18 protein-coding genes are annotated in these 21,621 nt (G+C 72.6%); 9 read left to right on the top strand and 9 right to left on the bottom strand.

The window, feature by feature from the left end; genetic code table 11:
• Positions 1–30: 30 nt before the first annotated feature.
• The 5 genes from yvcK to uvrA form a co-directional block, all read right to left on the bottom strand.
• A complete protein-coding gene (gene yvcK, locus H283_RS0113750) occupies positions 31–1,017 on the bottom strand; it encodes a uridine diphosphate-N-acetylglucosamine-binding protein YvcK (protein ID WP_020144100.1) in 987 nt (328 codons plus the stop codon).
• Positions 1,014–1,931: an RNase adapter RapZ gene (rapZ, locus tag H283_RS0113745; RefSeq protein WP_020144099.1), complete on the bottom strand. Its 918-nt coding sequence runs from the start codon at positions 1,929–1,931 to the stop codon at positions 1,014–1,016. Before rapZ ends, yvcK begins: the two co-directional genes overlap by 4 nt.
• Positions 1,928–4,003 carry an excinuclease ABC subunit UvrC gene (gene uvrC, locus H283_RS0113740; RefSeq protein WP_020144098.1) on the bottom strand — a complete coding sequence of 692 codons (2,076 nt, stop codon included), beginning with the start codon at positions 4,001–4,003 and terminating at the stop codon, positions 1,928–1,930. Before uvrC ends, rapZ begins: the two co-directional genes overlap by 4 nt.
• Positions 4,004–4,168: 165 nt before the next feature.
• A complete protein-coding gene (locus H283_RS25200) occupies positions 4,169–4,738 on the bottom strand; it encodes a Rieske (2Fe-2S) protein (protein ID WP_020144097.1) in 570 nt (189 codons plus the stop codon).
• Positions 4,735–7,902, bottom strand: coding sequence for an excinuclease ABC subunit UvrA (gene uvrA / locus H283_RS25195; protein ID WP_043649461.1), 3,168 nt, complete (start codon positions 7,900–7,902; stop codon positions 4,735–4,737). Before uvrA ends, H283_RS25200 begins: the two co-directional genes overlap by 4 nt.
• 128 nt (positions 7,903–8,030) lie before the next feature.
• Between uvrA and H283_RS0113725 the strand changes: the two genes are divergently transcribed.
• The 3 genes from H283_RS0113725 to H283_RS0113715 are packed head-to-tail and all read left to right on the top strand — an operon-like array spanning position 8,031 to position 11,268.
• Positions 8,031–9,881 carry a glycoside hydrolase family 15 protein gene (locus H283_RS0113725; RefSeq protein ID WP_020144095.1) on the top strand — a complete coding sequence of 617 codons (1,851 nt, stop codon included), beginning with the start codon at positions 8,031–8,033 and terminating at the stop codon, positions 9,879–9,881.
• Positions 9,878–10,579, top strand: a complete 702-nt coding sequence (locus tag H283_RS0113720) for a maleylpyruvate isomerase family mycothiol-dependent enzyme (RefSeq protein WP_020144094.1) — start codon at positions 9,878–9,880, stop codon at positions 10,577–10,579. The genes H283_RS0113725 and H283_RS0113720 overlap by 4 nt, the downstream gene beginning before the upstream one ends.
• A 2-nt stretch (positions 10,580–10,581) precedes the next feature.
• Positions 10,582–11,268, top strand: a complete 687-nt coding sequence (locus H283_RS0113715; RefSeq protein ID WP_020144093.1) for an MBL fold metallo-hydrolase — start codon at positions 10,582–10,584, stop codon at positions 11,266–11,268.
• Between the two features lie 74 nt (positions 11,269–11,342).
• On the opposite strand, the gene H283_RS0113710 is transcribed toward H283_RS0113715, so the two are convergent.
• The 3 genes from H283_RS0113710 to H283_RS0113695 form a co-directional block, all read right to left on the bottom strand.
• Positions 11,343–12,746 carry an ATP-binding protein gene (locus tag H283_RS0113710; protein ID WP_020144092.1) on the bottom strand — a complete coding sequence of 468 codons (1,404 nt, stop codon included), beginning with the start codon at positions 12,744–12,746 and terminating at the stop codon, positions 11,343–11,345.
• Positions 12,747–12,765: 19 nt separating this feature from the next.
• Complete coding sequence (locus H283_RS0113705; RefSeq protein ID WP_028785580.1) at positions 12,766–14,424, bottom strand: FAD-dependent oxidoreductase; 1,659 nt, start codon at positions 14,422–14,424, stop codon at positions 12,766–12,768.
• A gap of 185 nt (positions 14,425–14,609) precedes the next feature.
• Complete coding sequence (locus H283_RS0113695; protein ID WP_020144090.1) at positions 14,610–14,927, bottom strand: hypothetical protein; 318 nt, start codon at positions 14,925–14,927, stop codon at positions 14,610–14,612.
• A gap of 137 nt (positions 14,928–15,064) precedes the next feature.
• Between H283_RS0113695 and H283_RS0113690 the strand changes: the two genes are divergently transcribed.
• Genes H283_RS0113690 through H283_RS0113670 form a run of 5 tightly spaced genes read left to right on the top strand, consistent with a single transcriptional unit; the run spans position 15,065 to position 19,953 of the window.
• Positions 15,065–16,243, top strand: coding sequence for a C39 family peptidase (locus H283_RS0113690; RefSeq protein WP_020144089.1), 1,179 nt, complete (start codon positions 15,065–15,067; stop codon positions 16,241–16,243).
• Positions 16,243–16,821, top strand: coding sequence for a hypothetical protein (locus H283_RS0113685; protein ID WP_020144088.1), 579 nt, complete (start codon positions 16,243–16,245; stop codon positions 16,819–16,821). Before H283_RS0113690 ends, H283_RS0113685 begins: the two co-directional genes overlap by 1 nt.
• Before the next feature lie 34 nt (positions 16,822–16,855).
• On the top strand, positions 16,856–17,650 hold the full coding sequence (locus tag H283_RS0113680) for a C40 family peptidase (protein WP_196805989.1): 795 nt from the start codon (positions 16,856–16,858) through the stop codon (positions 17,648–17,650).
• Entirely contained in the window at positions 17,647–18,522 is an 876-nt protein-coding gene (locus tag H283_RS0113675; protein WP_020144086.1) for a DMT family transporter, read from the top strand. The genes H283_RS0113680 and H283_RS0113675 overlap by 4 nt, the downstream gene beginning before the upstream one ends.
• A gap of 57 nt (positions 18,523–18,579) precedes the next feature.
• Positions 18,580–19,953, top strand: coding sequence for an MFS transporter (locus H283_RS0113670; protein ID WP_020144085.1), 1,374 nt, complete (start codon positions 18,580–18,582; stop codon positions 19,951–19,953).
• A gap of 109 nt (positions 19,954–20,062) precedes the next feature.
• Here H283_RS0113670 and H283_RS0113665 read toward each other — a convergent pair whose 3' ends face one another.
• The gene (locus H283_RS0113665) at positions 20,063–20,992 is read right to left on the bottom strand and encodes a hypothetical protein (protein ID WP_020144084.1); all 930 of its coding nucleotides are present in this window, start codon (positions 20,990–20,992) and stop codon (positions 20,063–20,065) included.
• 151 nt (positions 20,993–21,143) lie between these two features.
• Here H283_RS0113665 and H283_RS0113660 point away from each other — a divergent pair, with 151 nt between their 5' ends.
• Entirely contained in the window at positions 21,144–21,581 is a 438-nt protein-coding gene (locus H283_RS0113660; RefSeq protein WP_020144083.1) for a VOC family protein, read from the top strand.
• Positions 21,582–21,621 lie beyond the last annotated feature (40 nt).

The following is a 21,621-nucleotide window of genomic DNA, read 5'->3' as shown; positions in this document are numbered from 1 at the left end:
GCCGGCACGGCGAGCGGCGGCGCGACGGGCTCAGGAGATGACGTCGCGCAGCGCCGCCGCGAGCCGCAGCGGGTCGTGGACCCCGGGCTCGCCACGCGCCGCCACTGGCGCAACGACGAGCTCGGCCCCGAGCTCGGCGGCTGCCGCCCGCAGGGACGCACCGTCGGGGACGACGCTCGGGTCGGCGAGCACGACGTCGAGCCGGAGGTCCGGCGCGTTGGCGGCGAAGGACGCGAGGTGGTCCTCGGCCCGGAAGTCGCGGGTCTCGCCCTTGTGCACCTCGAGGTTGAGGTTGAGCAGTCGCTTGGCCGGCGTCGAGACGAGCGCGTCGACGAGGTCGGGGACGAGCAGGTGCGGCATGACGGACGTGAACCACGACCCGGGTCCGAGCATGACCCAGTCGGCGTCGCGGACGGCGGACAGCGCCTCGTGGCAGGGCTCCGGGCACGTCGGCACGATGCCGATGGACGACACGATGCCCGGTGACGACGCGACGCGGTGCTGCCCGCGCACGTCGACCGTGGCATCGGGGCGGGCGGGGTCGTGGCCGCGGATCTCGGCCACGATCTCGAGCGGCTCGGCCGCCATCGGCAGCACCCGGCCCCGAGCGCCGAGCAGGCGCCCCACGAGGTCGAGGCCCTGCACGGTGTCGCCGAGCAGCTCCCAGATCGAGACGATCATGAGGTTGCCGAGGGCGTGGCCCCTGAGGTCCCCCGTGCCGGCGAAGCGGTGCTGGAGCACGTCGCGCCAGGTGTGGCCCCAGTCGCTGTCGTCGCACAGCGCCGAGAGCGCCATCCGCAGGTCGCCCGGGGGCAGCACGTCGAACTCCTCGCGCAGCCGCCCGCTCGACCCGCCGTCATCGGCGACCGTGACGACGGCGGTGACGTTGTCGGTGAGCAGCCGGAGCGCGGTCAGCGCCGCGGCCAGGCCGTGACCTCCGCCGAGCGCGACGATGCGCCGGTGGTGCGAGGAGCCGAGGGGTAGTCGCTGGGTCGTCACCGCGGTCGTCCCGGTCACTCCCGACCCAGGTCGCGGTGGACGACGAACGTGTCGACACGGTCGCGGCCGCCGAGCCGCTCGCTCAGCGCCTCCGCGATCGCGACGGACCGGTGCTTGCCGCCGGTGCAGCCGACGGCCACGGTGACGTAGCGGCGACCCTCGCGGACGTAGCCGTCGATCATCGTGTCGAGCAGGTCGCCGGCGCGGTCGAGGAACTCGTCGGCGCCCTCCTGCTTCATGACGAACTCGCTGACGGGAGTGTCGCGCCCGGTCAGCGCCCGCAGCTCGGGCACCCAGTAGGGGTTGGGCAGGAAGCGCATGTCGAAGACGACGTCGGCGTCGAGCGGCAGGCCGTACTTGAAGCCGAACGACATGACGGCGATCCGCAGCTGGACGCGCCGGTCGCCCGCGAAGAGCGAGGAGAGCTTGGCACTCAGCTGGTGGACGTTGAGGCCCGAGCTGTCGATGACGACGTCGGCCGACGAGCGCAGGTCGAGCAGCAGCTCGCGCTCGCGCTGGATGCCGTCGAGGAGCCGGCCCTCACCCTGGAGCGGGTGCGGTCGGCGCACGCTCTCGAAGCGGCGCACGAGCGCCTCGTCCGTGGCGTCGAGGAAGACGAGGCTGGGACGCTCGCCGCGCTCGCGGGCCGCACCGATGGCACCCTCGAGCTGGGCGAACCAGCCGCGCGAGCGCACGTCGACGACGACGGCGACCTGCTGGAGGTGAGCCTCGGGGTGCTGGGCGCGGGCCTGGTCGCGCAGCTCGGCGAGGTGCGTGAGCAGCTGCGGCGGCAGGTTGTCGACGACGAGCCAGCCGAGGTCCTCGAGGACGTTGGCGGTGGTGCTGCGTCCGGCCCCGCTCATCCCGGTGACGATGACGATCGGAGCATCGGCCAAGGGCGTCTGCGGTGTGCGCCTGGTGTCGGCGGTCATTCGAGCACTTCTCCCGTCGTGAGGTTCACGGCTGGCTCCTGGGGTGCTCCCTCAGCCAAGTGGTTGACGACGGCCGACGCAAGCGACCGGCCGAAGCCGGGTACGGCCATGATGTCCGTTGTGTCCGCCGCGCGAAGGCGTTTGACCGAACCGAAGTGGCGCAGCAGCGCCTTCTGACGGCTCGCGCCGAGCCCGGGTATGCCGTCGAGCTGGGAGGTCGTCATCGCCTTCGACCGCCGCTGCCGGTGGAAGGTGATCGCGAAGCGGTGGGCCTCGTCGCGCAGCCGCTGGAGCAGGTAGAGCCCTTCGCTCGTGCGGGGCAGGATGACCGGGTGGTCGTCGCGCGGGACCCACACCTCCTCGAGCCGCTTGGCGAGCCCGACGAGCGCGACCTCCTCGATGCCGAGCTCGTCGAGCACGGCCTGGGCGGCGTTGACCTGCGGCAGGCCGCCGTCCACGACGACGAGGCTGGGCGGGTAGGCGAACCGTCGGGGCCGTCCGGTCTCGGGGTCGATCGGGCCGGAGGCGGACGGCTCGTCGTCGTCCGACGGTCCCGCCGCGTCGGGACCGGCCGCGCCGTCGGTCCCCCGGTCGGTCGCACCGTCGATCGCGCCGCCGACGACCCCGGTCGAGAGGTCGAGGTCACCGGCTCCCTCGGCGTCCTCGAGGTAGCGCCGGAACCGGCGGGTCAGCACCTCGCGCATCGCGGCGGTGTCGTCGACGGTGACCGGCTCGCCGTCCTCGGTGGCCGCGCCCCGGACGATGAACCGGCGGTACTCGCTCTTGCGGGCGAGGCCGTCCTCGAAGACGACCATCGACGCGACGACGTTGGTGCCCTGGACGTGGCTGACGTCGTAGCACTCGATGCGCAGCGGCGCGTCGTCGAGGCCGAGGTAGTCCTGCAGCTCCTGCAGCGCCTTGCTGCGCAGCGTCAGGTCGCCCGCGCGGGCCACCTTGTGCCGGGCCAGCGACTGCTCGGCGTTGCGCCGGACCGTCTCGCTCAGGGTGCGCTTGTCGCCGCGTTGCGGCACGCGGACGCTGACCGCGGAGCCGCGCACCGACGACAGCCACTCGGTGACGGCCTCGGGGTCGGCCGGCAGGCTCGGCACGAGCACCTCGCGCGGGATCGCGTCGCGCTCGGCGTCGCCGTAGACCTGCAGCAGCAGGTGCTCGACGAGGGTCGGGATGTCCTCGCTCTCCTTCTCGACGACCCAGCCCCGCTGGCCGCGGATGCGACCACCGCGGACGTGGAAGACCTGGACCGCGGCCTCCAGGTCGTCGTCGGCGAGGGCGAAGACGTCGGCGTCGGTGGCGTCACCGAGGACGACGGCCTGCTTCTCGAGCGCCTTGGTCAGGGCCCCGATGTCGTCGCGCAGCCGGGCGGCCTGCTCGAAGTCGAGCTCGGCGGCCGCCTCCTTCATCCGCGTCTCGAGGCGCTTGGCGAAGCGCGTCGTGTTGCCGGCCATGAAGTCGCAGAAGTCCTCGGCGATGGCCCGGTGCTCCTCGGGGGTGACGCGGCCGACGCACGGGGCGGAGCACTTGTCGATGTAGCCGAGCAGGCACGGTCGGCCGCTCGCCGTCGCGCGCTTGAACACGCCGGACGAGCACGTGCGCACGGGGAAGACCCGCAGCAGCAGGTCGAGGGTCTCGCGGATCGCCCAGGCATGGCCGTAGGGCCCGAAGTAGCGGGTGCCCTTGCGCTTGGCGCCGCGCATGACCTGGGCCCGCGGGAACTCCTCGCCCATCGTCACGGCGAGGAAGGGGTAGGACTTGTCGTCGCGGTACTTGACGTTGAAGCGCGGGTCGAACTCCTTGATCCAGGAGTACTCGAGCTGCAGGGCCTCGACCTCGGTGCGCACGACGGTCCACTCGACCGAGCTCGCCGTCGTGACCATCGTCGCGGTGCGCGGGTGGAGGGCCGTGATGTCCTGGAAGTAGGACGAGAGCCGCGGGCGCAGCGACTTGGCCTTGCCGACGTAGATGACCCGGCCGTGCGCGTCGCGGAATCGGTAGACGCCCGGGTCGGTCGGGATCTCCCCCGGCTTGGGTCGGTAGGTCGTCGGGTCCGCCACGTTCCCACCCTATGTCGGCCCACCGACGCCGCCGCAGGGCGTCCTGGCGTATGCCGTGTCGGCCGGTCCGCGACCGCGCCCGGGGGCGTGGCGGGCCGGGACGCACGACGCCCGGCCGGGCGCCGTGGGGGCGCCGACCGGGCGGCATACGACCGCGGGTGACGCTCAGCTGACGGTGAACGTGTCGCCGGTGACGGTGATGGTCTTGGCGGTCAGGCCGGTGGGTGCCGGGCCGGACACGCGGTCACCGGTCGTGGCGTCGAAGTGGCTCTGGTGGCAGGGACAGATGATCTGGCCGCCCTCGACGGAGCTGACGGTGCAGCCCTGGTGGGGGCACACGGCGTCGAACGCCTTGAACGTGCCGGCCGCCGGCTGGGTGACGACGGTCTTGGTGTCGGCGAAGATCTTGCCGCCGCCGACGGGGATCTCGGACGTCGGCGTGCCGCCGGCGGCGGCCGCCCCGGAGGACGGAGTCACCGCAGCGCCGCTCGACGACGGGTCGGCCGGAGCCGTCGGGACGGGCGGGCTGCTGCAGGCGGCCAGCGCCCCGGCCCCGACGACGACCCCGGCGACCCGGAGGACGCCGCGGCGGTCGGTGAGCACGGAGATGCGGTCGCCGAGGCCCGGCTCGGCGGGGCCGGTGGACGGGAGGGCGGACGGGGTGGTGGGCGGGGTGTCGGAGGTGCTCGTGCTGCTGGTCGGCTCGGTGGTGCTGGAGTGCGTGCGCTCGGTCATGCGTTCCTCTTCCGGGTCGTGGTCGACCTCGTCTTGCTCACGGTGGTGCTCGACGTGGTCTTCTTCGCAGCGGCGGTGGTGGCACCTCCTCGTGCGCGACCGCTCGCCTTCGGTGCCGTGGCTGTCTTCGCCGTCTTCGTCGTCGTCTTCGCCTTCACGGTGCGCGGCGTCGATGTGCCCGCGCCGTCAGTCCGCTGTGAGCCAGCCGAGCCCGCAGCATCCGCAGAGGCCGTGGCCTTCTTCGCCCGGGTGCGTGCCGGGACGCGGCTCGTCGTGCGGGCCGTCCGCTCGAGGATCGGCTTGAGGAACCGTCCGGTGTGGCTGGCGGCCACCTCGGCGACGTCCTCGGGCGTGCCCTCCGCGATGACCGTGCCACCGCCGGAGCCGCCCTCGGGCCCCATGTCGATGATCCAGTCGGCGTTCTTGATGACGTCGAGGTTGTGCTCGATGACGATGACGGTGTTGCCCTTGTCGACGAGGCCCTGGAGCACGTCGAGGAGCTTGCGGATGTCCTCGAAGTGCAGGCCCGTGGTCGGCTCGTCGAGGACGTAGATGGTGCGTCCGGTGGATCGCTTCTGCAGCTCGCTGGCGAGCTTGACGCGCTGGGCCTCACCACCGGAGAGGGTCGGCGCCGGCTGGCCGAGGCGCACGTAGCCCAGGCCGACGTCGTTGAGGGTCTTGAGGTGACGCGCGATCGCGGGGACCGCCTCGAAGAACGTGGCGGCCTCCTCGATCGGCATGTCGAGCACGTCCGCGATCGTCTTGCCCTTGAAGTGCACCTCCAGCGTCTCCCGGTTGTACCGGGCCCCGTGGCACACCTCGCACGGGACGTAGACGTCGGGCAGGAAGTTCATCTCGATCTTGATCGTGCCGTCGCCGGAGCACGCGTCACAGCGGCCGCCCTTGACGTTGAAGGAGAACCGGCCCGGCTGGTAGCCGCGCACCTTGGCCTCCGTCGTCTCGGCAAAGAGCTTGCGCATGTTGTCGAAGACGCCGGTGTAGGTCGCGGGGTTCGACCGGGGGGTGCGCCCGATCGGGCTCTGGTCGACGTGCACGACCTTGTCGAGGTGGTCGAGACCCGTGACGGACTTGTGCCGGCCGGGCACGTGACGCGCACCGTTGAGCTTGTTGGCGAGGACGTTGTAGAGGATGTCGTTGACGAGCGTCGACTTGCCCGAGCCCGACACGCCGGTGACGGCCACGAGGTTGCCGAGCGGGAAGTTCACCGAGACGTTCTGGAGGTTGTTCTCGCGGGCGCCGTTGACGGTGATCTGGCGACCGTCGTGGCCGCGGCGCACGTCGGGCGACGGGATCTCGCGACGGCCCGAGAGGTACATGCCGGTCAGCGAGTCGGGGTGCTCGAGCAGTCCCTTGACGGTGCCTGAGTGCACGACGTGGCCGCCGTGCTCACCGGCACCCGGGCCGATGTCGACGACCCAGTCGGCCGTCGCGATGGTGTCCTCGTCGTGCTCGACGACGATGAGGGTGTTGCCGAGGTCGCGCAGCCGCGTCAGCGTCTCGATGAGGCGGTGGTTGTCGCGCTGGTGCAGGCCGATCGAGGGCTCGTCGAGGACGTAGAGCACGCCGACGAGGCCGGAGCCGATCTGGGTCGCGAGCCGGATGCGCTGGGCCTCGCCACCGGACAGGGTGCCGGCGGGGCGGTCGAGCGAGAGGTAGTCCAGGCCGACGTCGAGCAGGAAGCCGAGCCGCGCGTCGATCTCCTTGATGACGCGCTCGGCGATCTGCTTCTCGCGCGCCGTGAAGTCGACGGTGTCGAGGAAGCCGGCGGCCTCGTTGATGGCGAGCCCGCAGACCTCGGAGATGTTCTTGCCACCGACGAGCACCGCCAGGGACTCGGGCTTGAGGCGGGCGCCCTTGCAGACCGGGCACGGGACCTCGCGCATGAAGCCCTCGTAGCGGTCGCGGCTCCACTCGGAGTCGGTCTCGGAGTGGCGGCGCTTGATGAAGGGCACGACACCCTCGAAGCCGGTCGTGTAGGAGCGGTCGCGACCGTAGCGGTTCTTGTACTTGACGTGGACCTTGTAGTTCTGGCCGTGCAGCAGCGCCTCCTTGGCGCGGGCCGGCAGTGCCCGGAACGGCGCGTCCATCGAGAACTTCATGTCCTCGGCGAGCGCGCCCATGACGCGCTGGAAGTACTCGGCCGAGCCCGACCCCTGCGCCCAGGGGGCGATGGCGCCCTCGGCGAGGGACAGGTCGTCGTCGGGCACGACGAGCTCGGGGTCGACCTCGAGCTCGGTGCCGATGCCGGTGCACTCGGTGCAGGCGCCGAAGGGCGAGTTGAACGAGAACGAGCGCGGCTGGATCTCGTCCATGCCGAGCGGGTGGTTGTTGGGGCAGGCCATCTTCTCCGAGAAGCGGCGCTCGCGGTCCTTGTCCTTGGCGTCGCGGTCGACGAAGTCGATGATGACGACGCCGCCGGCGAGGCCGAGGGCCGTCTCGACGGAGTCGGTGAGGCGACGCTTGGAGCCGGCGTCGTCGCCCTTGGCGACGAGACGGTCGACGACGACCTCGATCGTGTGCTTCTTCTGCTTCTCGAGCGCGGGCGGCTCGGCGAGGGAGACGACCTCGCCGTCGACGCGGGCGCGCGAGAAGCCCTTCGTCTGCAGCTCGGCGAAGAGGTCGACGAACTCGCCCTTGCGGCCCTGGACGACGGGTGCCAGCACCTGGAAGCGGGTGCGGTCCTCGAGGGTCAGGAGCTGGTCGACGATCTGCTGCGGCGACTGCCGGGTGACGGGCTCACCGCAGACGGGGCAGTGCGGCCGGCCCGCGCGGGCGAAGAGCAGGCGGAGGTAGTCGTAGACCTCGGTGATGGTGCCGACGGTCGAGCGGGGGTTGCGGTTGGTCGACTTCTGGTCGATGGAGACCGCGGGCGAGAGTCCCTCGATGAAGTCGACGTCGGGCTTGTCCATCTGCCCGAGGAACTGCCGGGCGTACGCCGACAGCGACTCGACGTAGCGACGCTGCCCCTCCGCGAAGATCGTGTCGAACGCGAGGCTCGACTTGCCCGACCCCGAGAGCCCGGTGAAGACGATGAGGCTGTCGCGTGGGAGGTCGACGGACACGTCGCGCAGGTTGTGCTCGCGCGCGCCGCGGACGACGAGGGAATGGGCGTTGCCGGTGGGCGTAGCAGTCACGCGCAACATGCTAGGTGGGGTGACCGACAGTCCCCCCATCGGCGGCTCAAGGCTGGACATGTCACGGGACGTACCCACCCGGCCACGCACCCCGGCGACGGGAGCGCCCGACCCACCAGGACGGCATACTCGCAGTCATGAGTGAGCCCGTGCCCACCCCGATCGAGGACTACGCCGTGCTCGGCGACCTCGGCACCGCCGCCCTCGTGAGCCGCAAGGGCTCCGTCGACTGGCTGTGCCTCCCCCGTTTCGACTCGCGCGCCTGCTTCTCGGCGCTGCTCGGCACGCCGGACCACGGCCGCTGGCTCATCACCCCGGTCGACCCGGACGCCGTCACGACCCGCCGCTACGTCGGCAACTCGTTCGTGCTCGAGACGATCCACGAGACTCCCACCGGCCGGGTCCGCGTCACCGACGTCATGCCGCTCGGCGACGGCCGCTCCGACCTCCTGCGCCGCATCGAGGGCGTCGAGGGCACGGTCCGGATGGTCCACGAGTGGACGGTGCGCTTCAACTACGGCCGCACCCGCCCGTGGGTGATGCGCCACACCGAGGACCGCGAGGACCACACCGACGAGATCATCACGGCCATCGCCGGGCCCGACATGCTCGTCCTGCGCGGCGCGCGGCTCCCCCACGCCCAGGACGGCCACCACGTCGACGAGTTCGACGTCGTCGCCGGCCAGACCTTCACCTTCTCGACGACGTGGTTCCGCAGCCACGAGGAGATCCCGCCACCGCTGCGGGTGCGCGCCCGCATCGACGAGACGATCGCGCTGAGCGAGGAGTACGCGTCCCGCAGCGACTACGTCGGCCCCTACCAGGAGGCGGTGACGCGTTCGCTGCTCGTGCTGCGCGGCCTGACCCACCAGTCGACCGGCGGGATCGTCGCCGCCGCCACGACGTCGCTGCCGGAGGAGTTCGGTGGCGAGCGCAACTGGGACTACCGCTTCTGCTGGCTGCGCGACGCCGCCCTGACGCTCGAGGCCCTCCTCGGCTGCGGCTACGTCGAGGAGACCGAGCTGTGGCGGGCGTGGCTGCTGCGCGCCGTCGCCGGTGACCCCGAGGACATGCAGATCATGTACCGCGTCGACGGCGGCCGTGACCTGCCCGAGCGGGTGCTCGAGCACCTGCCCGGGTATGCCGGGTCCCGCCCCGTCCGCGTCGGCAACGCGGCGGTCGAGCAGCGCCAGACCGACGTGCTCGGCGAGGTGATGATCTCGCTCGACCACGCGCGGTCGAAGGGCCTCGAGGAGAACGACGACTCCTGGCACCTGCAGCGGGCGCTCGTCAACCACCTGGCCCAGCACTGGGAGGAGGCCGACAACGGCCTGTGGGAGATCCGGGGCCCGCTGCGGCACTTCACCCACTCGCGCGTCATGGTGTGGGCCGCCTTCGACCGTGCGATCCGCGCCGTCGAGCAGCACGGCGTCGAGGGCCCCGTCGAGCACTGGCGCGAGCTGCGCGACCAGGTGCGTGAGGAGGTCATGACGAAGGGCTTCGACCCCGGGCGCAACACCTTCGTCCAGCACTACGACACCACCGAGGTCGACGCCTCGCTGCTCACGCTCTCGTCGATCGGCTTCGTCGACGGCGGCGACCCGCGGATGCTCGGCACCATCGCCGCCGTCGAGTCCGACCTGCTGCGCGAGGGACTCGTCATGCGATACCGCACCGACACGGGTGTCGACGGTCTCGCGGGCGACGAGCACCCCTTCCTGGCGTGCTCCTTCTGGCTCGTGACCGCCTACGCGAAGGCGGGTATGACGACGGAGGCCACCGAGCTGATGGACCGGCTCGTGGGCCTGACCAACGACGTCGGACTCCTCTCGGAGGAGTACGACCCGATCGCGAAGCGCATGGTGGGCAACTTCCCGCAGGCGTTCTCGCACCTGACGCTCGTCGGCGCCGCCCTGGCCCTCGCCAAGGCCTCGGGCGTGGCGTCCGACACCGAGACGGAGAAGCAACCCGGGAGGGCCACGGCATGAGGCACGCCGACGTGACACCCGCGCTCGTCGCGGCCGAGACCGACCGGGTCGCCTCGACGGCGGCCTGCTTCCGCAACGACGCGGTGCTCGCCCCGTCGCTCTGCGCCGGCTGGTCGCGCGGCCACGTCCTCGCGCACCTCGCCCGCAACGCCGACGCGCTCGCGCGCGTGTGCGACGTCGCGCTTACCCGCACCGCCGACACGATGTACGACGACGTCGAGTCGCGTGACGCCGACATCGAGCGCGGCGCCCGTCGGTCGGCGCACGACCACGCGACCGACATCCGCGACACGGCGGCCCGACTCGCCGAGCGGCTCGAGGCCCTGCGCCCCGAGCACGCCGACGTCCGCGTCGAGCGCACCCCGGGAGGCTTCCCGATCCCGGTCGGGATGGTGCCGTTCATGCGACTGCGCGAGGTCGTCTACCACCACGTCGACCTCGACGCCGGCTACACGTTCGCGAGCGCCCCGCCCGAGGTCGTGTCGCTCTTCCTGCGCGACGCCGCCAACCGCCTCGCCCACGACGACGCTCCGCCGTCGCTGCACGTCGTGACGGCCGAGGGCGACGAGCACGTCGTCGGTGGCGGTGCCACGCGGGTCACCGGGTCGGCCGCCGACGTGCTGCTGTGGCTCGCCCGCGGACGCACCGACGGCGTGACCTTCGACGGTCCCGTCCCGACCCTGCCCTTCGGAGGCTGACGATGACGCACACGCCCGACGACACCTACTCCGGTCACGTCACCGCGGGCGGTCCGGCCGGCGTCCGCGAGCTGCCCGACCTGACGATCCGCAAGCTCGAGGTCGGCGGCTTCGGCAACAACGCCTACCTGCTGACGTGTCGTGCCACCGGGGCTCAGCTGCTCGTCGACGCCGCGGCGGAGCCCGAGCGCCTGCTCGAGCTCGTGGCCACCGGAGGCGGTGGCCTCGACGCCGTCGTCACGACGCACCAGCACCACGACCACGTCGGCGCGCTCGCCGAGGTCGTCGCGGCGACGGGTGCCCGCACCATCGCCGGCGCGGACGACGCCGACGCGCTGCCGGTACCGGTCGCCGAGCGCGTCGGCCAGGACGACACCGTGTCCGTCGGCGACGTCACCCTCGACGTCGTCCACCTGCGGGGACACACGCCGGGGTCGATCGCGCTCGCCTACGCCGACCCCGCGCCCGGCGGGCACACCCACCTCTTCACCGGCGACAGCCTCTTCCCCGGCGGCGTCGGCAACACGAAGAACCCCGGTCAGAGCTTCGACTCGCTCATCGAGGACGTCACGACCCGCGTCTTCGACGTCTACGACGACGACACATGGTTCTACCCCGGCCACGGCGACGACTCCACCCTCGGCGCCGAGCGGCCGCACCTCGACGAGTGGCGCGCCCGCGGCTGGTGACCGCCTGACCGGGCGGCACGGCATACGCCCTCGGTGACGACGCGATGGCGTATGCCGTCCCGCCGGGCCGCTGGTCAGGGCGCGGGAGCGTGGGCGGCGTGGATCGGGAGGCGCACGCGCATGCGGGTGTCGCCCGGCCGGGACTCGATCTCGATCGACCCGCCGTGGCGATCGACGACGATGCGGTGGGCGATGTCGAGTCCGAGGCCGGTCCCGCGGCCGACGTCCTTGGTCGTGTAGAACGCCTCGAACGCGCGCTGCTGCACCTCCGGGCTCATGCCCGCGCCGGTGTCCGCGACCTCGACGACGACGGACTCCCCGTCGAGGCGCGTCGTGACGGTGAGGGTGCCGACGCCGTCCATGGCGTCGACGGCGTTGTCGACGAGGTTGGTCCAGACCTGGTTGAGCTCGCCGGGCATCCCGTCGACGAGCGGCACGTCACCGCCCCAGTCACGCACCACCGTGATGCCGGGACGCAGCCGGGGACCCATGACGAGCAACGTGCTCTCGAGCCCCTCGCGGACGTCGACCCGCTGGTGCGAGGCGCGGTCCATCTGCGAGTAGGACTTGATGCCGGCGACGAGCTCGGACACGCGGCGGGTCGACTCGCGCACCTCGCCGAGGAGCGACGAGACGTCGATGGTGCGGCTGACCCAGCCGAGACAGGCGCCGAGCCCGTGCGACGGTGCCACCGCGGCGGCCCGCTCGACCCAGCCGACGTCGGCGCCGGCGGAGACGAGGGACGCGGCGAGCTCCCACGGCCGCTCGACCCCGGCCCGGTCGAGCCACTCCCCCAGGTCCTCCTCGCGGTCGGCCGTCTCGAGCGGGTCGGGCAGCGTCGTCGGCGGCACGAGCTCGCGGCGCAGCGCGTCGAGCTCGCCGAACTGGGTCGCGGTCAGACCGGCCGTCGCCATCTGGCGCAGGGCGTCGAGCAGACCGTCGCAGGCGTGCTCGAGCTCGGCGGAGGACCGGGCTGCGGCAGCCGCGGGGTTGTTGATCTCGTGGGCCAGCCCGGCCGCGAGGGTCCCGAGCGTCACGAGACCGCTGCGCTGGCGGGCCGTCGCCTCGATCGAGCGCGCGGTGCCGTAGAGGCCGGCGACGAGGTGCGCGGCGAAGGGGAACCACACGTTCGCGAGCTCGTGGAGGCGCTCGGCCGGGACGCGCAGCAGCCGCCCGGGCGCGACGCCCCGGGCCGTCGCGAGGTAGACCCCGTGCTCGTCCCAGGCCCGGAACCCGCCGGCCCACCGACCCGGCACGTCCATCCGGCCGACGACGACGTCCTCGCGCCCGATGTGCCGCGAGAGGTCGAGCGTCCCGTCGACGACGACCCACCAGAAGTCGGCCCGGTCACCCTCGAGCCAGACCACCTCGCCGGGGACGATCGGCACCTCGGCGCCACCGTCGAGCAGCTGCACCAGCTGGCCGTCGTCCAGCCCGTCGAAGAGCGGCACCGCGCGGAGGTCGGAGAGCTCGAGCATCGCGGGTCCCGTCAGCCGGTCAGATCGTGGCGAGGTAGCGGTGGACGAAGTAAACCGACATCGAGCCCTCGCCGACGGCTGACGCGACGCGCTTCATCGAGTCCGAGCGCACGTCGCCCGCCGCGAAGACCCCCGGCAGGCTCGTCTCCAGGGCGAACGGCGGGCGGGCCAGCGGCCACCCGCGCGCCTGGTGTCCGAGGACGAGGTCGTGGCCGGTGACGACGAAGCCGTGCTCGTCGCGGGCGACGTCGGCGCCGAGCCAGTCGGTTCGCGGCGACGCGCCGATGTAGACGAACAGCCAGGCCGCCTCGACCTCCGTCGTGGCGCCGGTGTGCCGGTCCGAGAGGGTCAGCCGCTCGAGGTGGCCGTCACCGTCCGCGCCGACGACCTCGGTGCGACAGAGGACGCGGATGCGCTCGTCGGCGCGGATCCGCGTGACGAGGTACTGCGACATGCTCGCCTCGAGCGACTCGCCGCGGACGACGAGGGTGACGCGCCTGGCGTGGCGGGCGAGGTTGAGCACCGCCTGGCCGGCCGAGTTGGCGGCGCCGACGACGTAGACCTCGTCCCCGGCGCAGGCCGCCGCTTGGCCGGCGTTGGACCCGTAGTGCACCCCACGACCCGAGAGGGCGTCGATGCCACGGGCATCGAGGCGTCGGTAGGACACACCGGTGGCGAGGACGACGCTGCGCGCCTCGATGTCGTCGGCCCCGTCGAGGCGGACGGCCCGGACCGGTCCGCGCTGCTCGAGCGCCATGACGTCCCGGGCGAGCACCATCTCGGCGCCGAAGCGGCGGGCCTGCGCGATCGCCCGCTGCGCGAGGTCGGCACCGGAGAGGCCCCGCGGGAAGCCGAGGTAGTTCTCGATCGCCGCGCTCTGCCCGGCCTGCCCGCCGGGGGCGTCGTGCTCGACGACGACGGTGCTCAGGCCCTCGGACGCGGCGTAGACCGCGGCGGCGAGCCCTGCCGGTCCGCCGCCGACGATGCAGAGGTCGTAGAGGGCGCGCTCGGCCCGGGTGCGCAGCCCCAGTGCAGACGCGACGGCGACCGGTGTGGGGGCGCGGAGGGTGTCGCCGTCGGGGACGAGGACGAGCGGGAGGTCCTCCGGTCCGGCGCCCGCGAGGTCGCGCAGGTGAGCCCCCTCCTCGTCGCGCTCCACGTCGAGCCAGACGTACGGCACGTGGTTGTTGGCGAGGAACGTCTTGACGACGTCGCTCGCCTCGGACCAACGGTGGCCCACGACGCGGACGTCGGACGTGCGCTCCGGGTGCGCGTTGTGCCAGTCGGAGAGCAGGTCGTCCACGACCGGGTAGAGCCGGTCCTCGGGCGGGTCCCACGGCTTGAGGAGGTAGTGGTCGAGCCCGATGTCGTTGATCGCCGAGATCGCGACGTCCGTGTCGGCGTACGCCGTGAGCAGCAGGAGCTTGGCGTCCGGGACGTCGACCCGCACCCGGGCCAGCAGCTCGATGCCCGTCATCCCGGGCATCCGCTGGTCGGAGGCCACGAGCGCGAGGGGCTGTCCGCGCAGGACGAGGCGGGCCACGAGGTCGAGGGCCTCGGCGCCCGAGGTGGCGCGCAGGATGCGGTGCTCGGCGCCGTAGCGGGCCCGCAGGTCCCTCGCGATCGCGGCGGAGACCGGCGCGTCGTCGTCCACGGTGATGATCGCGGGTCTCGCCACGCGCTCAGCGTACGAGCGGGATCCGGTGCGCGGGGGCGAGTCGCGGTGGTTCACCCCGTCGAGGTGAGCGGGACGAGACGGGCGGACCGGGGCAGGGCGTCACGAACCGGGCACGGCACGGATGGGGACGGCGGGCGCGGTCGCGCGGCCGTCGACGTTCCGGTCGCCGGGGTCGTGCACCGGGGCTACTGGGCGTCCTCGAGGTCCGAGGTCGTGTCGGGGTCGAGCTCTGCGATGAGCGACTCGAGCTCGGAGCGGAGGAAGTCGAGGTCCGGCGGGACGTTGGTCAGCAGGAGGTGGCGCCGCGGGTTGCCCGCGACCGAGAGGCCGACACCGAGGCGCGACCGGCCGTGGCGTTCCCGCCAGGCCCGCTCGAGGCGAGGCCCGCCGATCCAGTCGATGGGCGCACGCAGCCAGCCCTGGACGTCGACGAGGTCGCCGTCGGGGCCGTGACGTCGGTTCTTCGGGGGATCGAATCCCTCGAGGGTGATTCGCTCTTCCATACTCCTGACGGTACGGCTCCTCGGGCGCGCGGACCAGTACCTCGCCGAGGTCCACACCGATTCGTGAGGGAAGAGACAGGGAGGTATCAGGCTGCTGAGCGCGGGCCACTGACCGGCAACCGCGCGAAGGAGCCACCATGTCCGTCACCACCCCCGTCGTCAGCCAGGAGTCCGAGCGCTATGTCACGCTCGCCGCCACCCACGCCAGCCTGCTGCTCAGCGTCGACGCGCTCCCACGCTCGCTCACGGGCGCCGAGGTCGAGCCGGCTGCGACCCCGGTGCACGACCTGTCGGGAGACGTCCTCTTCTGGCGGGCCCGCCTCGGGGGCAGGAAGGCTCGCGGGTACCTCGACGTCGGGGCGAGTCCCGCGATGGGCGCCGTCCTCGTCGCCGCCTCGCCCGACGCCGTCTGGGAGCCCGAGCGCCTCGTCGAAGAGGCCCTCGAGGTGCTCGCCAAGCAGAACGACGGCACCCAGGTGGACGTCGACGAGGTGCGCTTCGTGGACTACAGCCACCCGAAGCTCGCGCTCCAGCTCCTCCGTGAGGGGCGCGAGGTGGCGATGCTCGAGCTGCACACGTGGGAGGTCGTCCCTCCGGCGAGCAAGCGCGAGCGGGGCGCACCCCCGTCCGACTTCGAGCGCTGGTCCTTCCTCGGCAGCCTCACCGCGAAGGCCCGCGAGTCCCGGGCCGCGCGCTACGACACCGCGGTCGGCGAGCTGTCGCGGCTCGTCGAGCGCCTCGACCGGGACCGCTTCACCGTCTCCGTCGTCGACACCGTCGACATCCTGCTGCGCACGCGCCGTCGGGACCTGCACTACAGCACGCGCAACAGCGACCACCAGGTCTGCTACGAGCTGCGGGGCCAGCAGACCAACGTGTGGTGCGTCGCCGCAAGCGTGCAGATGGTGCTCGACTTCTACCGCTACGAGTACGACCAGGTGAGGGTCGCCGCCGAGCTCGGCCTCGGCACGCCGTCGAGCCCGACGGGACTGCCCTACGCGAACGACGCGCTCGTCGTCACCGTCCTCGAGCGGCTCAGCAGCAACGCCCTCGACGCGACGATGTACACGACGAACCCGTTCTCGCGGTTCGTCAGCGAGATCAACGCCAACCGCCCGCTCGTCAGCTTCGTGCCGGGCCACTCGCGCACCGTCGTCGGCTACTCCGAGACGGAGTGGCTCCTGCTGACCGCCACGGACCGTGGGCTCACCGTCTTCGACCCGTGGCCGCCGAGCACCGGCGTCGTCACGCGGTGGGAGAACTTCGACGTGACGACGTACCGTCGCACCTTCACCGCGCAGGTCACACTGGCCTGATGGAGCGCGACGCCGACCGCCCGGGAGGGGCACCCGACGCCGGGGCGAGCCTCGCCGCGGGCGCCCGGGCGGCGACGCTGCAGCTCGTCGCGGACGCGACCAGGGTCGGTCCCCTCGTGCACGGCCGGGGCGTCGTCGGCCGCCCGGTGCCGGTCCGGGCACCGGAGCCCGTCCTGGCACCGGGGCCGGTCAGCGCGCGGGACCGGGCGGCCGAGGTCGCGCCGTGGTTCGTGCCCGTCACCACCGGCGAGCGCCTCGTCGGTTTCGCCCTCGTCGACGTCGCGACGACTCCGGCAGGCACGGACGGCACCGACGCGCGCGAGCCCGCTGCACGCATACGCCGGTGGTCGACGTTCCAGCGTCACGAGGGCGACCTCGCGTCGTGCCCGCCGGCACTCCTCTGGACCGACCCGCAGACGATCACGGCCACGGCGACGGCCGCCGTGGGCGCCGACTCGGACGCCCACACGGGCGAGCCGGTCCTCACGTGGGAGCGGACTCCGGAGCACCTCGTGTGGGAGGTGTCCGTCGACGGTCGGACCGTGCACGTCGCGGGGTCCACCGCCTGGCCGGCCTGAGCGAGCCCCGGAGCCGGGTGCGAGGATGACGGGCGTGAGCTCGCCCGTCGCCGTCAACGCCGTCACCGCCACCCACCTCGTCCGCGTCCCCGTGACGACGGTCTGGTCCAGCCCGGGGAGTCCTCGGCCCGTCGACGCGCCCGTCGTCGCCGACGAGCCCGATGCCGCGGCGTGGCTCGCCGCGCTCGACGAACGCAGCGCCGACGACGAGTCCGGCGACGGAAGGCTCGGCCTGCACGGCCGGGTCGAGTCGCAGCTGCTGGCCGGGGAGCCCGTCGTCGTGACCGACACCTCGGAGTCCGGCACGTGGTCCCACGTCGTGGCACCGTGGCAGCTCTCCCCCAAGGACGACCGCGGCTACCCGGGGTGGGTGCCCACGGCCCACCTGGTGCCCGCGGCCGAGACCCGCGTCACGGGGCCGGCGCCGGTCATCGACACGTCCGCCGCGTCCGACCGCGCCGACACGCACCCGGCCGTCGCCGAGGCCCGCCGCCACCTCGGCCTGCCCTACCTGTGGTCCGGCGTGTCCCCCCTCGGCTTCGACTGCTCGGGACTCGTGCTGCACACCTGGCGCCTCCTCGGCGTCGTCGTGGCCCGCGACGCGTACGCCCAGGCGGAGCTCGCGACGGCGGTCGAGCTCGATGCCGTCCGCTCGGGCGACCTCTACTTCTTCGCCCGGCCGGGTCAGCGGATCCACCACGTGGGCATCGTCGTGCGCCCCGGACGGATGGTCCACGCCTCGGAGACCGGAGGCGTGCTCGTCGAGGAGGACCTGCCCGCCGACCGCCTCGCCACCCTCGTCGCCGCCGGGCGCCTGCCGATGCCGTGAGCGTCGACCGCCGCAGCGCTCCCCTGCTCGTCCTCGGCGGTGTCGTCTCCGTCCAGTTCGGTGGCGCCTTCGCCGCCACGCTCGTCCCCCGCATCGGGGCGCCCGGGTCGGTGCTGCTGCGCCTCTTCTTCGCGATGGTCATCCTGTATGCCGTCGCGCGCCCCTCGTGGCGCGGTCGCAGCCGGTCCGACTGGGGCACCGTCGTGCTCTTCGGGCTCGCGCTCGCGGCGATGAACACCTCGTTCTACGCGTCCCTGGCCCACCTGCCCATCGGCGTGGCCGTGACGATCGAGTTCCTCGGCCCTCTGGGCCTCGCCGCAGCACTGAGCCGTCGGCCGCGGGACGTGCTGGCGGTCGCCGCGGCGGCCCTCGGGGTCGTCCTCGTCTCGGGGGTGCTGCACACGTCGTGGGACCGGCTCGACCTCGTGGGGGTCGGATTCGCGGCGCTCGCGGGCGTCATGTGGGCGGCCTACATCGTCCTGAGCCAGCGCACCGGGAAGGCGTTCGGGGGCCTCGACGGGCTCGCCCTCGCCCTCATCGTGTCGACGGTCGCGGTCGCGCCGCTCGGCCTGACGTCGGTCGACCGCTGGACGCCGCGGGACGTCGCGCTCGGTCTCGGCATCGCCGTCCTGTCCTCCGTGCTGCCCTACTCGCTCGAGCTCGTCGCCCTGCGCCACCTCGCGCAACGCGTGTTCGGCATCCTGCTCAGCCTCGAGCCGGTCGTCGCGGCCCTCGCGGGGTTCGTCGTCCTCGACCAGGTGCTCGACCGAGGGCAGGTGGCCGGTATGGCACTCGTCGTCCTCGCCAGCGTCATCGTCCTCGGCGCCCAGTCGCGTCCCGAGTCAACGGACGCCGCGCTGGGACCGGGCTGATGGGCCTCGCTGCCGACCGCTTGACCTCAAGTCCGCCTGAGGTCCTATCGTCGCCGGATGACCTCGAGCACGATGCGCCCTGACACCGACGCGGCCGTCCCCGACGCAGGCGGGGGCATCCTGGCCCCCGCGCTGCGGGCCACGACGATCGGCGTCATCGCCCTCGTGTCCCTGCACGCCTTCGAGGCGCTCGCACTGACGACCGTCATGCCGACGATCGCCCGGGAGCTCGACGGCGCGTCCCTCTACGCCATGGCCTTCACGGCCACGCTCGCGTCGGGGATCGTCAGCATCGTGTGGTCCGGCAACCTCGCCGACCGTCGCGGGCCCCGGCCGCCCCTGCTCATCGGCCTGGTGCTCTTCGCCACCGGTCTCGTCGTCGCCGGGCTCGCGCCGACGATGGGGGTCCTCGTCGCAGCGCGGGTCGTGCAGGGCCTGGGCGCGGGCATGACGAGCACGGCGCTCTACGTCCTCGTGACCCGCGTCTACCCCCAGAGGCTGCACACGGCGATCCTCGCCGGCTTCTCGGCCGCATGGGTCGTGCCGTCGATCGCGGGACCCTTCGTCGCCGGCCTCATCACCCAGACGATCGGCTGGCGCTGGGTCTTCGGGCTGGCACTCGTCGTCCTCGTCGTGGCGGCCCTGCTGCTCGGCCGCATCGTCACCGGGCTTCGGCAGGACGTCGTGGACGTCCCCTGGCGGTGGCGGTCGATCGCCGCGTCCGTCGTGCTCGCCCTCGCCGTGCTCGGTCTCAACGCGGTCGCCGACCGGCTCGACCCGTGGGGCGTCACCCTCGCGGTGCTCGCCCTCGTCGTCGTGGGTCTCACCCTGCTGCCGCTCACACCGCGCGGGACGTTGCGGGCCGCGCGCGGGCTGCCGACCGACGTCGCGCTGCGGGCCCTCGCCTTCGCGGCGTTCAGTGGCGCCGAGGTCTACCTGCCCCGCCTGCTGACCGAGCGCGACGGCCTCAGCCCCAGCCTCGCCGGCGTCGCGCTCACCGTCACGGGTGTCACCTGGTTCGCCGGATCGTGGGTCCAGGGCCGCTGGGACCGCCGATTCGAGATCGGACGCACGGCGGCCGTCTCCCTCGCGGCGATCGCCCTCGCCCTGCTCGCCCTCGCCGGTGTCGTGGCGCTCGATGCTCCGACGTGGGTCGTCATCGCGCTCTTCCCCGTCGTCGGCCTCGGGATCGGGACGCTCTATCCGCGCGTGACGGCCCAGGCCCTCTCGCGCGCCGGGTCCACCGAGCAGGGCTTCGTCAGCTCGGCCCTGCAGATCGGCGACTCGTCGGGCGCTGCGACGGCGATCGCCCTCTCGGCCATCGTCTTCGCCGGGGCCGGCTCGGCCGTCCCCGGGGCGTATGCCGCCGTCTTCGTCGCCATGGCCGTCCCCGCCCTGCTCGGCTGGGTCGTCGCGCACCGCGTCCGCTGACGACACCAGGCTGCCGGACGGCGACGTCCTGCACCCGTGACCGACCCCGGACCCGGAGGTCCCCCCGTCACACCGTGCAGGCGGTGACAGGGGGACGACGCGCCGCGGGTCAGAGGATGTAGCTGCTCGAGGCGCTCCAGATGGCGTGGGTGCGGCAGTTGGAGTCGGCGTACTCCTTGGACGTCGACTCGAACACGGAGTAGAGACGGTTGACCGTCGAGCCCGCGGACTGCGGTGCCCAGACGATCCCCTCCATCATCGGCAGGGTGTTGTGGCTCGTGCGCGCACCCGAGGACCGGACCTGCGTCGTCACCTTGCTCAGGTTGTCCCGGCCCCACGAGCGGCTGAAGACGAAGCGGCTGCTCGTGACCTGCACGCCCTGGACGATGGTCGGTGTCGAGTAGGAGGCGTTGGGGGTCAGCGTCACGGTGCCCGCGGCGGACGTCGGGTAGCGGCGCATGACGTTGTTGTAGAAGTCGCCGACGAAGAGGGAGCCACCGTCGTAGTCGACGTAGGACGCCCGCGACAGGCTGTTCACGGTGTAGCGCGCGGCGTAGGCGACGGCCTTTCGAGCGCCGGCCGGCACGGCACGGATGCGGTCGAGCGGGATGCGGTAGATCCGCGCACCACCGACGCTGTCGGCGACGTAGAGGTTGCCGCGCCCGATCGTGAGACCGCCCGCATGACCCGTCTTGGGGACGCCGCTCAGCTCGATCGTCTTGACCCACGCGGAGGTCGACCGCTTGTAGACGACGACGCGCGGCACCTCGGTGGCGTCGCGGTGGTACATCGAGACGTAGAGGTAGTCGCCCGCGGAGTCGTACGTCATGCCCTGCGGCACCCAGTTGGTGTCCTTGTAGGCCCCGAGCGTGTGGCCCGACCAGTTGTCGAAGGCGTTGAGCTGCGGGTCGGCGCAGCTGCTGACCTTGGCGAAGCCGACCGGGTCGGCGGCCGTGGCCGGCGATGCGGCGACGACGCCGAGCGTCGATGCGAGCGTCAGTGCGAGCCCAGCGGCCGCAGTGCGCAGTCGTGTCCTCATGAGGTTCCCCTGTCGTCGTCGGAGGACCTCTTCCCCCGATGCTCGGACCCTACCGGCGGCGAACGCCCACGGGCGGGAACGGACGCCTCGATCTCGGCATCGCGGGCTCGTCGCGACGACCAGGTCAGCCCGCTTCGGTAGCGTGCGGAGCATGCCCATCAAGCTCGAGAACGTCGGCATCGCCGTGGACGACCTGGAGGCGACGATCGCCTTCTTCACCGACCTCGGACTGACCGTGCTCGGTCGGGACACGGTCAGCGGCGAGTGGACCGACACCGCCGTGGGCCTCGACGGCAACCACGCCAGGATCGCCATGCTCCAGACGCCGGACGGGCACGGCCGCCTCGAGCTCTTCGAGTACATCCACCCGAGCGCCATCGAGACGACGCCCACCCTGCCCAACGAGATCGGCATGCACCGGGTCGCCTTCTCGGTCGACGACATCGACGAGGCCCTGGCGATCGCGGCGAGGCACGGGTGCCATCCACTGCGCGGCGTGGCGACCTACGAAGACGTCTACAGGCTGACCTACCTCCGCGGACCCAGCGGCATCATCGTCATGCTGGCCCAGGAGCTCACCGGCAGGTGATGCCGGCCTGCTTCCGGCGACGAGCGGCGGCTGCCGCTGC

The sequence above is a fragment of the Terracoccus sp. 273MFTsu3.1 genome (assembly GCF_000383675.1).
Lineage (GTDB): Bacteria > Actinomycetota > Actinomycetes > Actinomycetales > Dermatophilaceae > Terrabacter.
This window is presented reverse-complemented; position numbering and strand designations above follow the sequence as displayed.

Coding starts and splice junctions, on each gene's coding strand:
- rapZ (WP_020144099.1), bottom strand. CDS start 1,931: ATGACCGCCGACACCAGGCGCACACCGCAGACGCCCTTGGCCGATGCT.
- H283_RS25200 (WP_020144097.1), bottom strand. CDS start 4,738: ATGACCGAGCGCACGCACTCCAGCACCACCGAGCCGACCAGCAGCACG.
- uvrA (WP_043649461.1), bottom strand. CDS start 7,902: ATGTTGCGCGTGACTGCTACGCCCACCGGCAACGCCCATTCCCTCGTC.
- H283_RS0113725 (WP_020144095.1), top strand. CDS start 8,031: ATGAGTGAGCCCGTGCCCACCCCGATCGAGGACTACGCCGTGCTCGGC.
- H283_RS0113720 (WP_020144094.1), top strand. CDS start 9,878: ATGAGGCACGCCGACGTGACACCCGCGCTCGTCGCGGCCGAGACCGAC.
- H283_RS0113715 (WP_020144093.1), top strand. CDS start 10,582: ATGACGCACACGCCCGACGACACCTACTCCGGTCACGTCACCGCGGGC.
- H283_RS0113710 (WP_020144092.1), bottom strand. CDS start 12,746: ATGCTCGAGCTCTCCGACCTCCGCGCGGTGCCGCTCTTCGACGGGCTG.
- H283_RS0113695 (WP_020144090.1), bottom strand. CDS start 14,927: ATGGAAGAGCGAATCACCCTCGAGGGATTCGATCCCCCGAAGAACCGA.
- H283_RS0113690 (WP_020144089.1), top strand. CDS start 15,065: ATGTCCGTCACCACCCCCGTCGTCAGCCAGGAGTCCGAGCGCTATGTC.
- H283_RS0113685 (WP_020144088.1), top strand. CDS start 16,243: ATGGAGCGCGACGCCGACCGCCCGGGAGGGGCACCCGACGCCGGGGCG.
- H283_RS0113670 (WP_020144085.1), top strand. CDS start 18,580: ATGACCTCGAGCACGATGCGCCCTGACACCGACGCGGCCGTCCCCGAC.
- H283_RS0113665 (WP_020144084.1), bottom strand. CDS start 20,992: ATGAGGACACGACTGCGCACTGCGGCCGCTGGGCTCGCACTGACGCTC.
- H283_RS0113660 (WP_020144083.1), top strand. CDS start 21,144: ATGCCCATCAAGCTCGAGAACGTCGGCATCGCCGTGGACGACCTGGAG.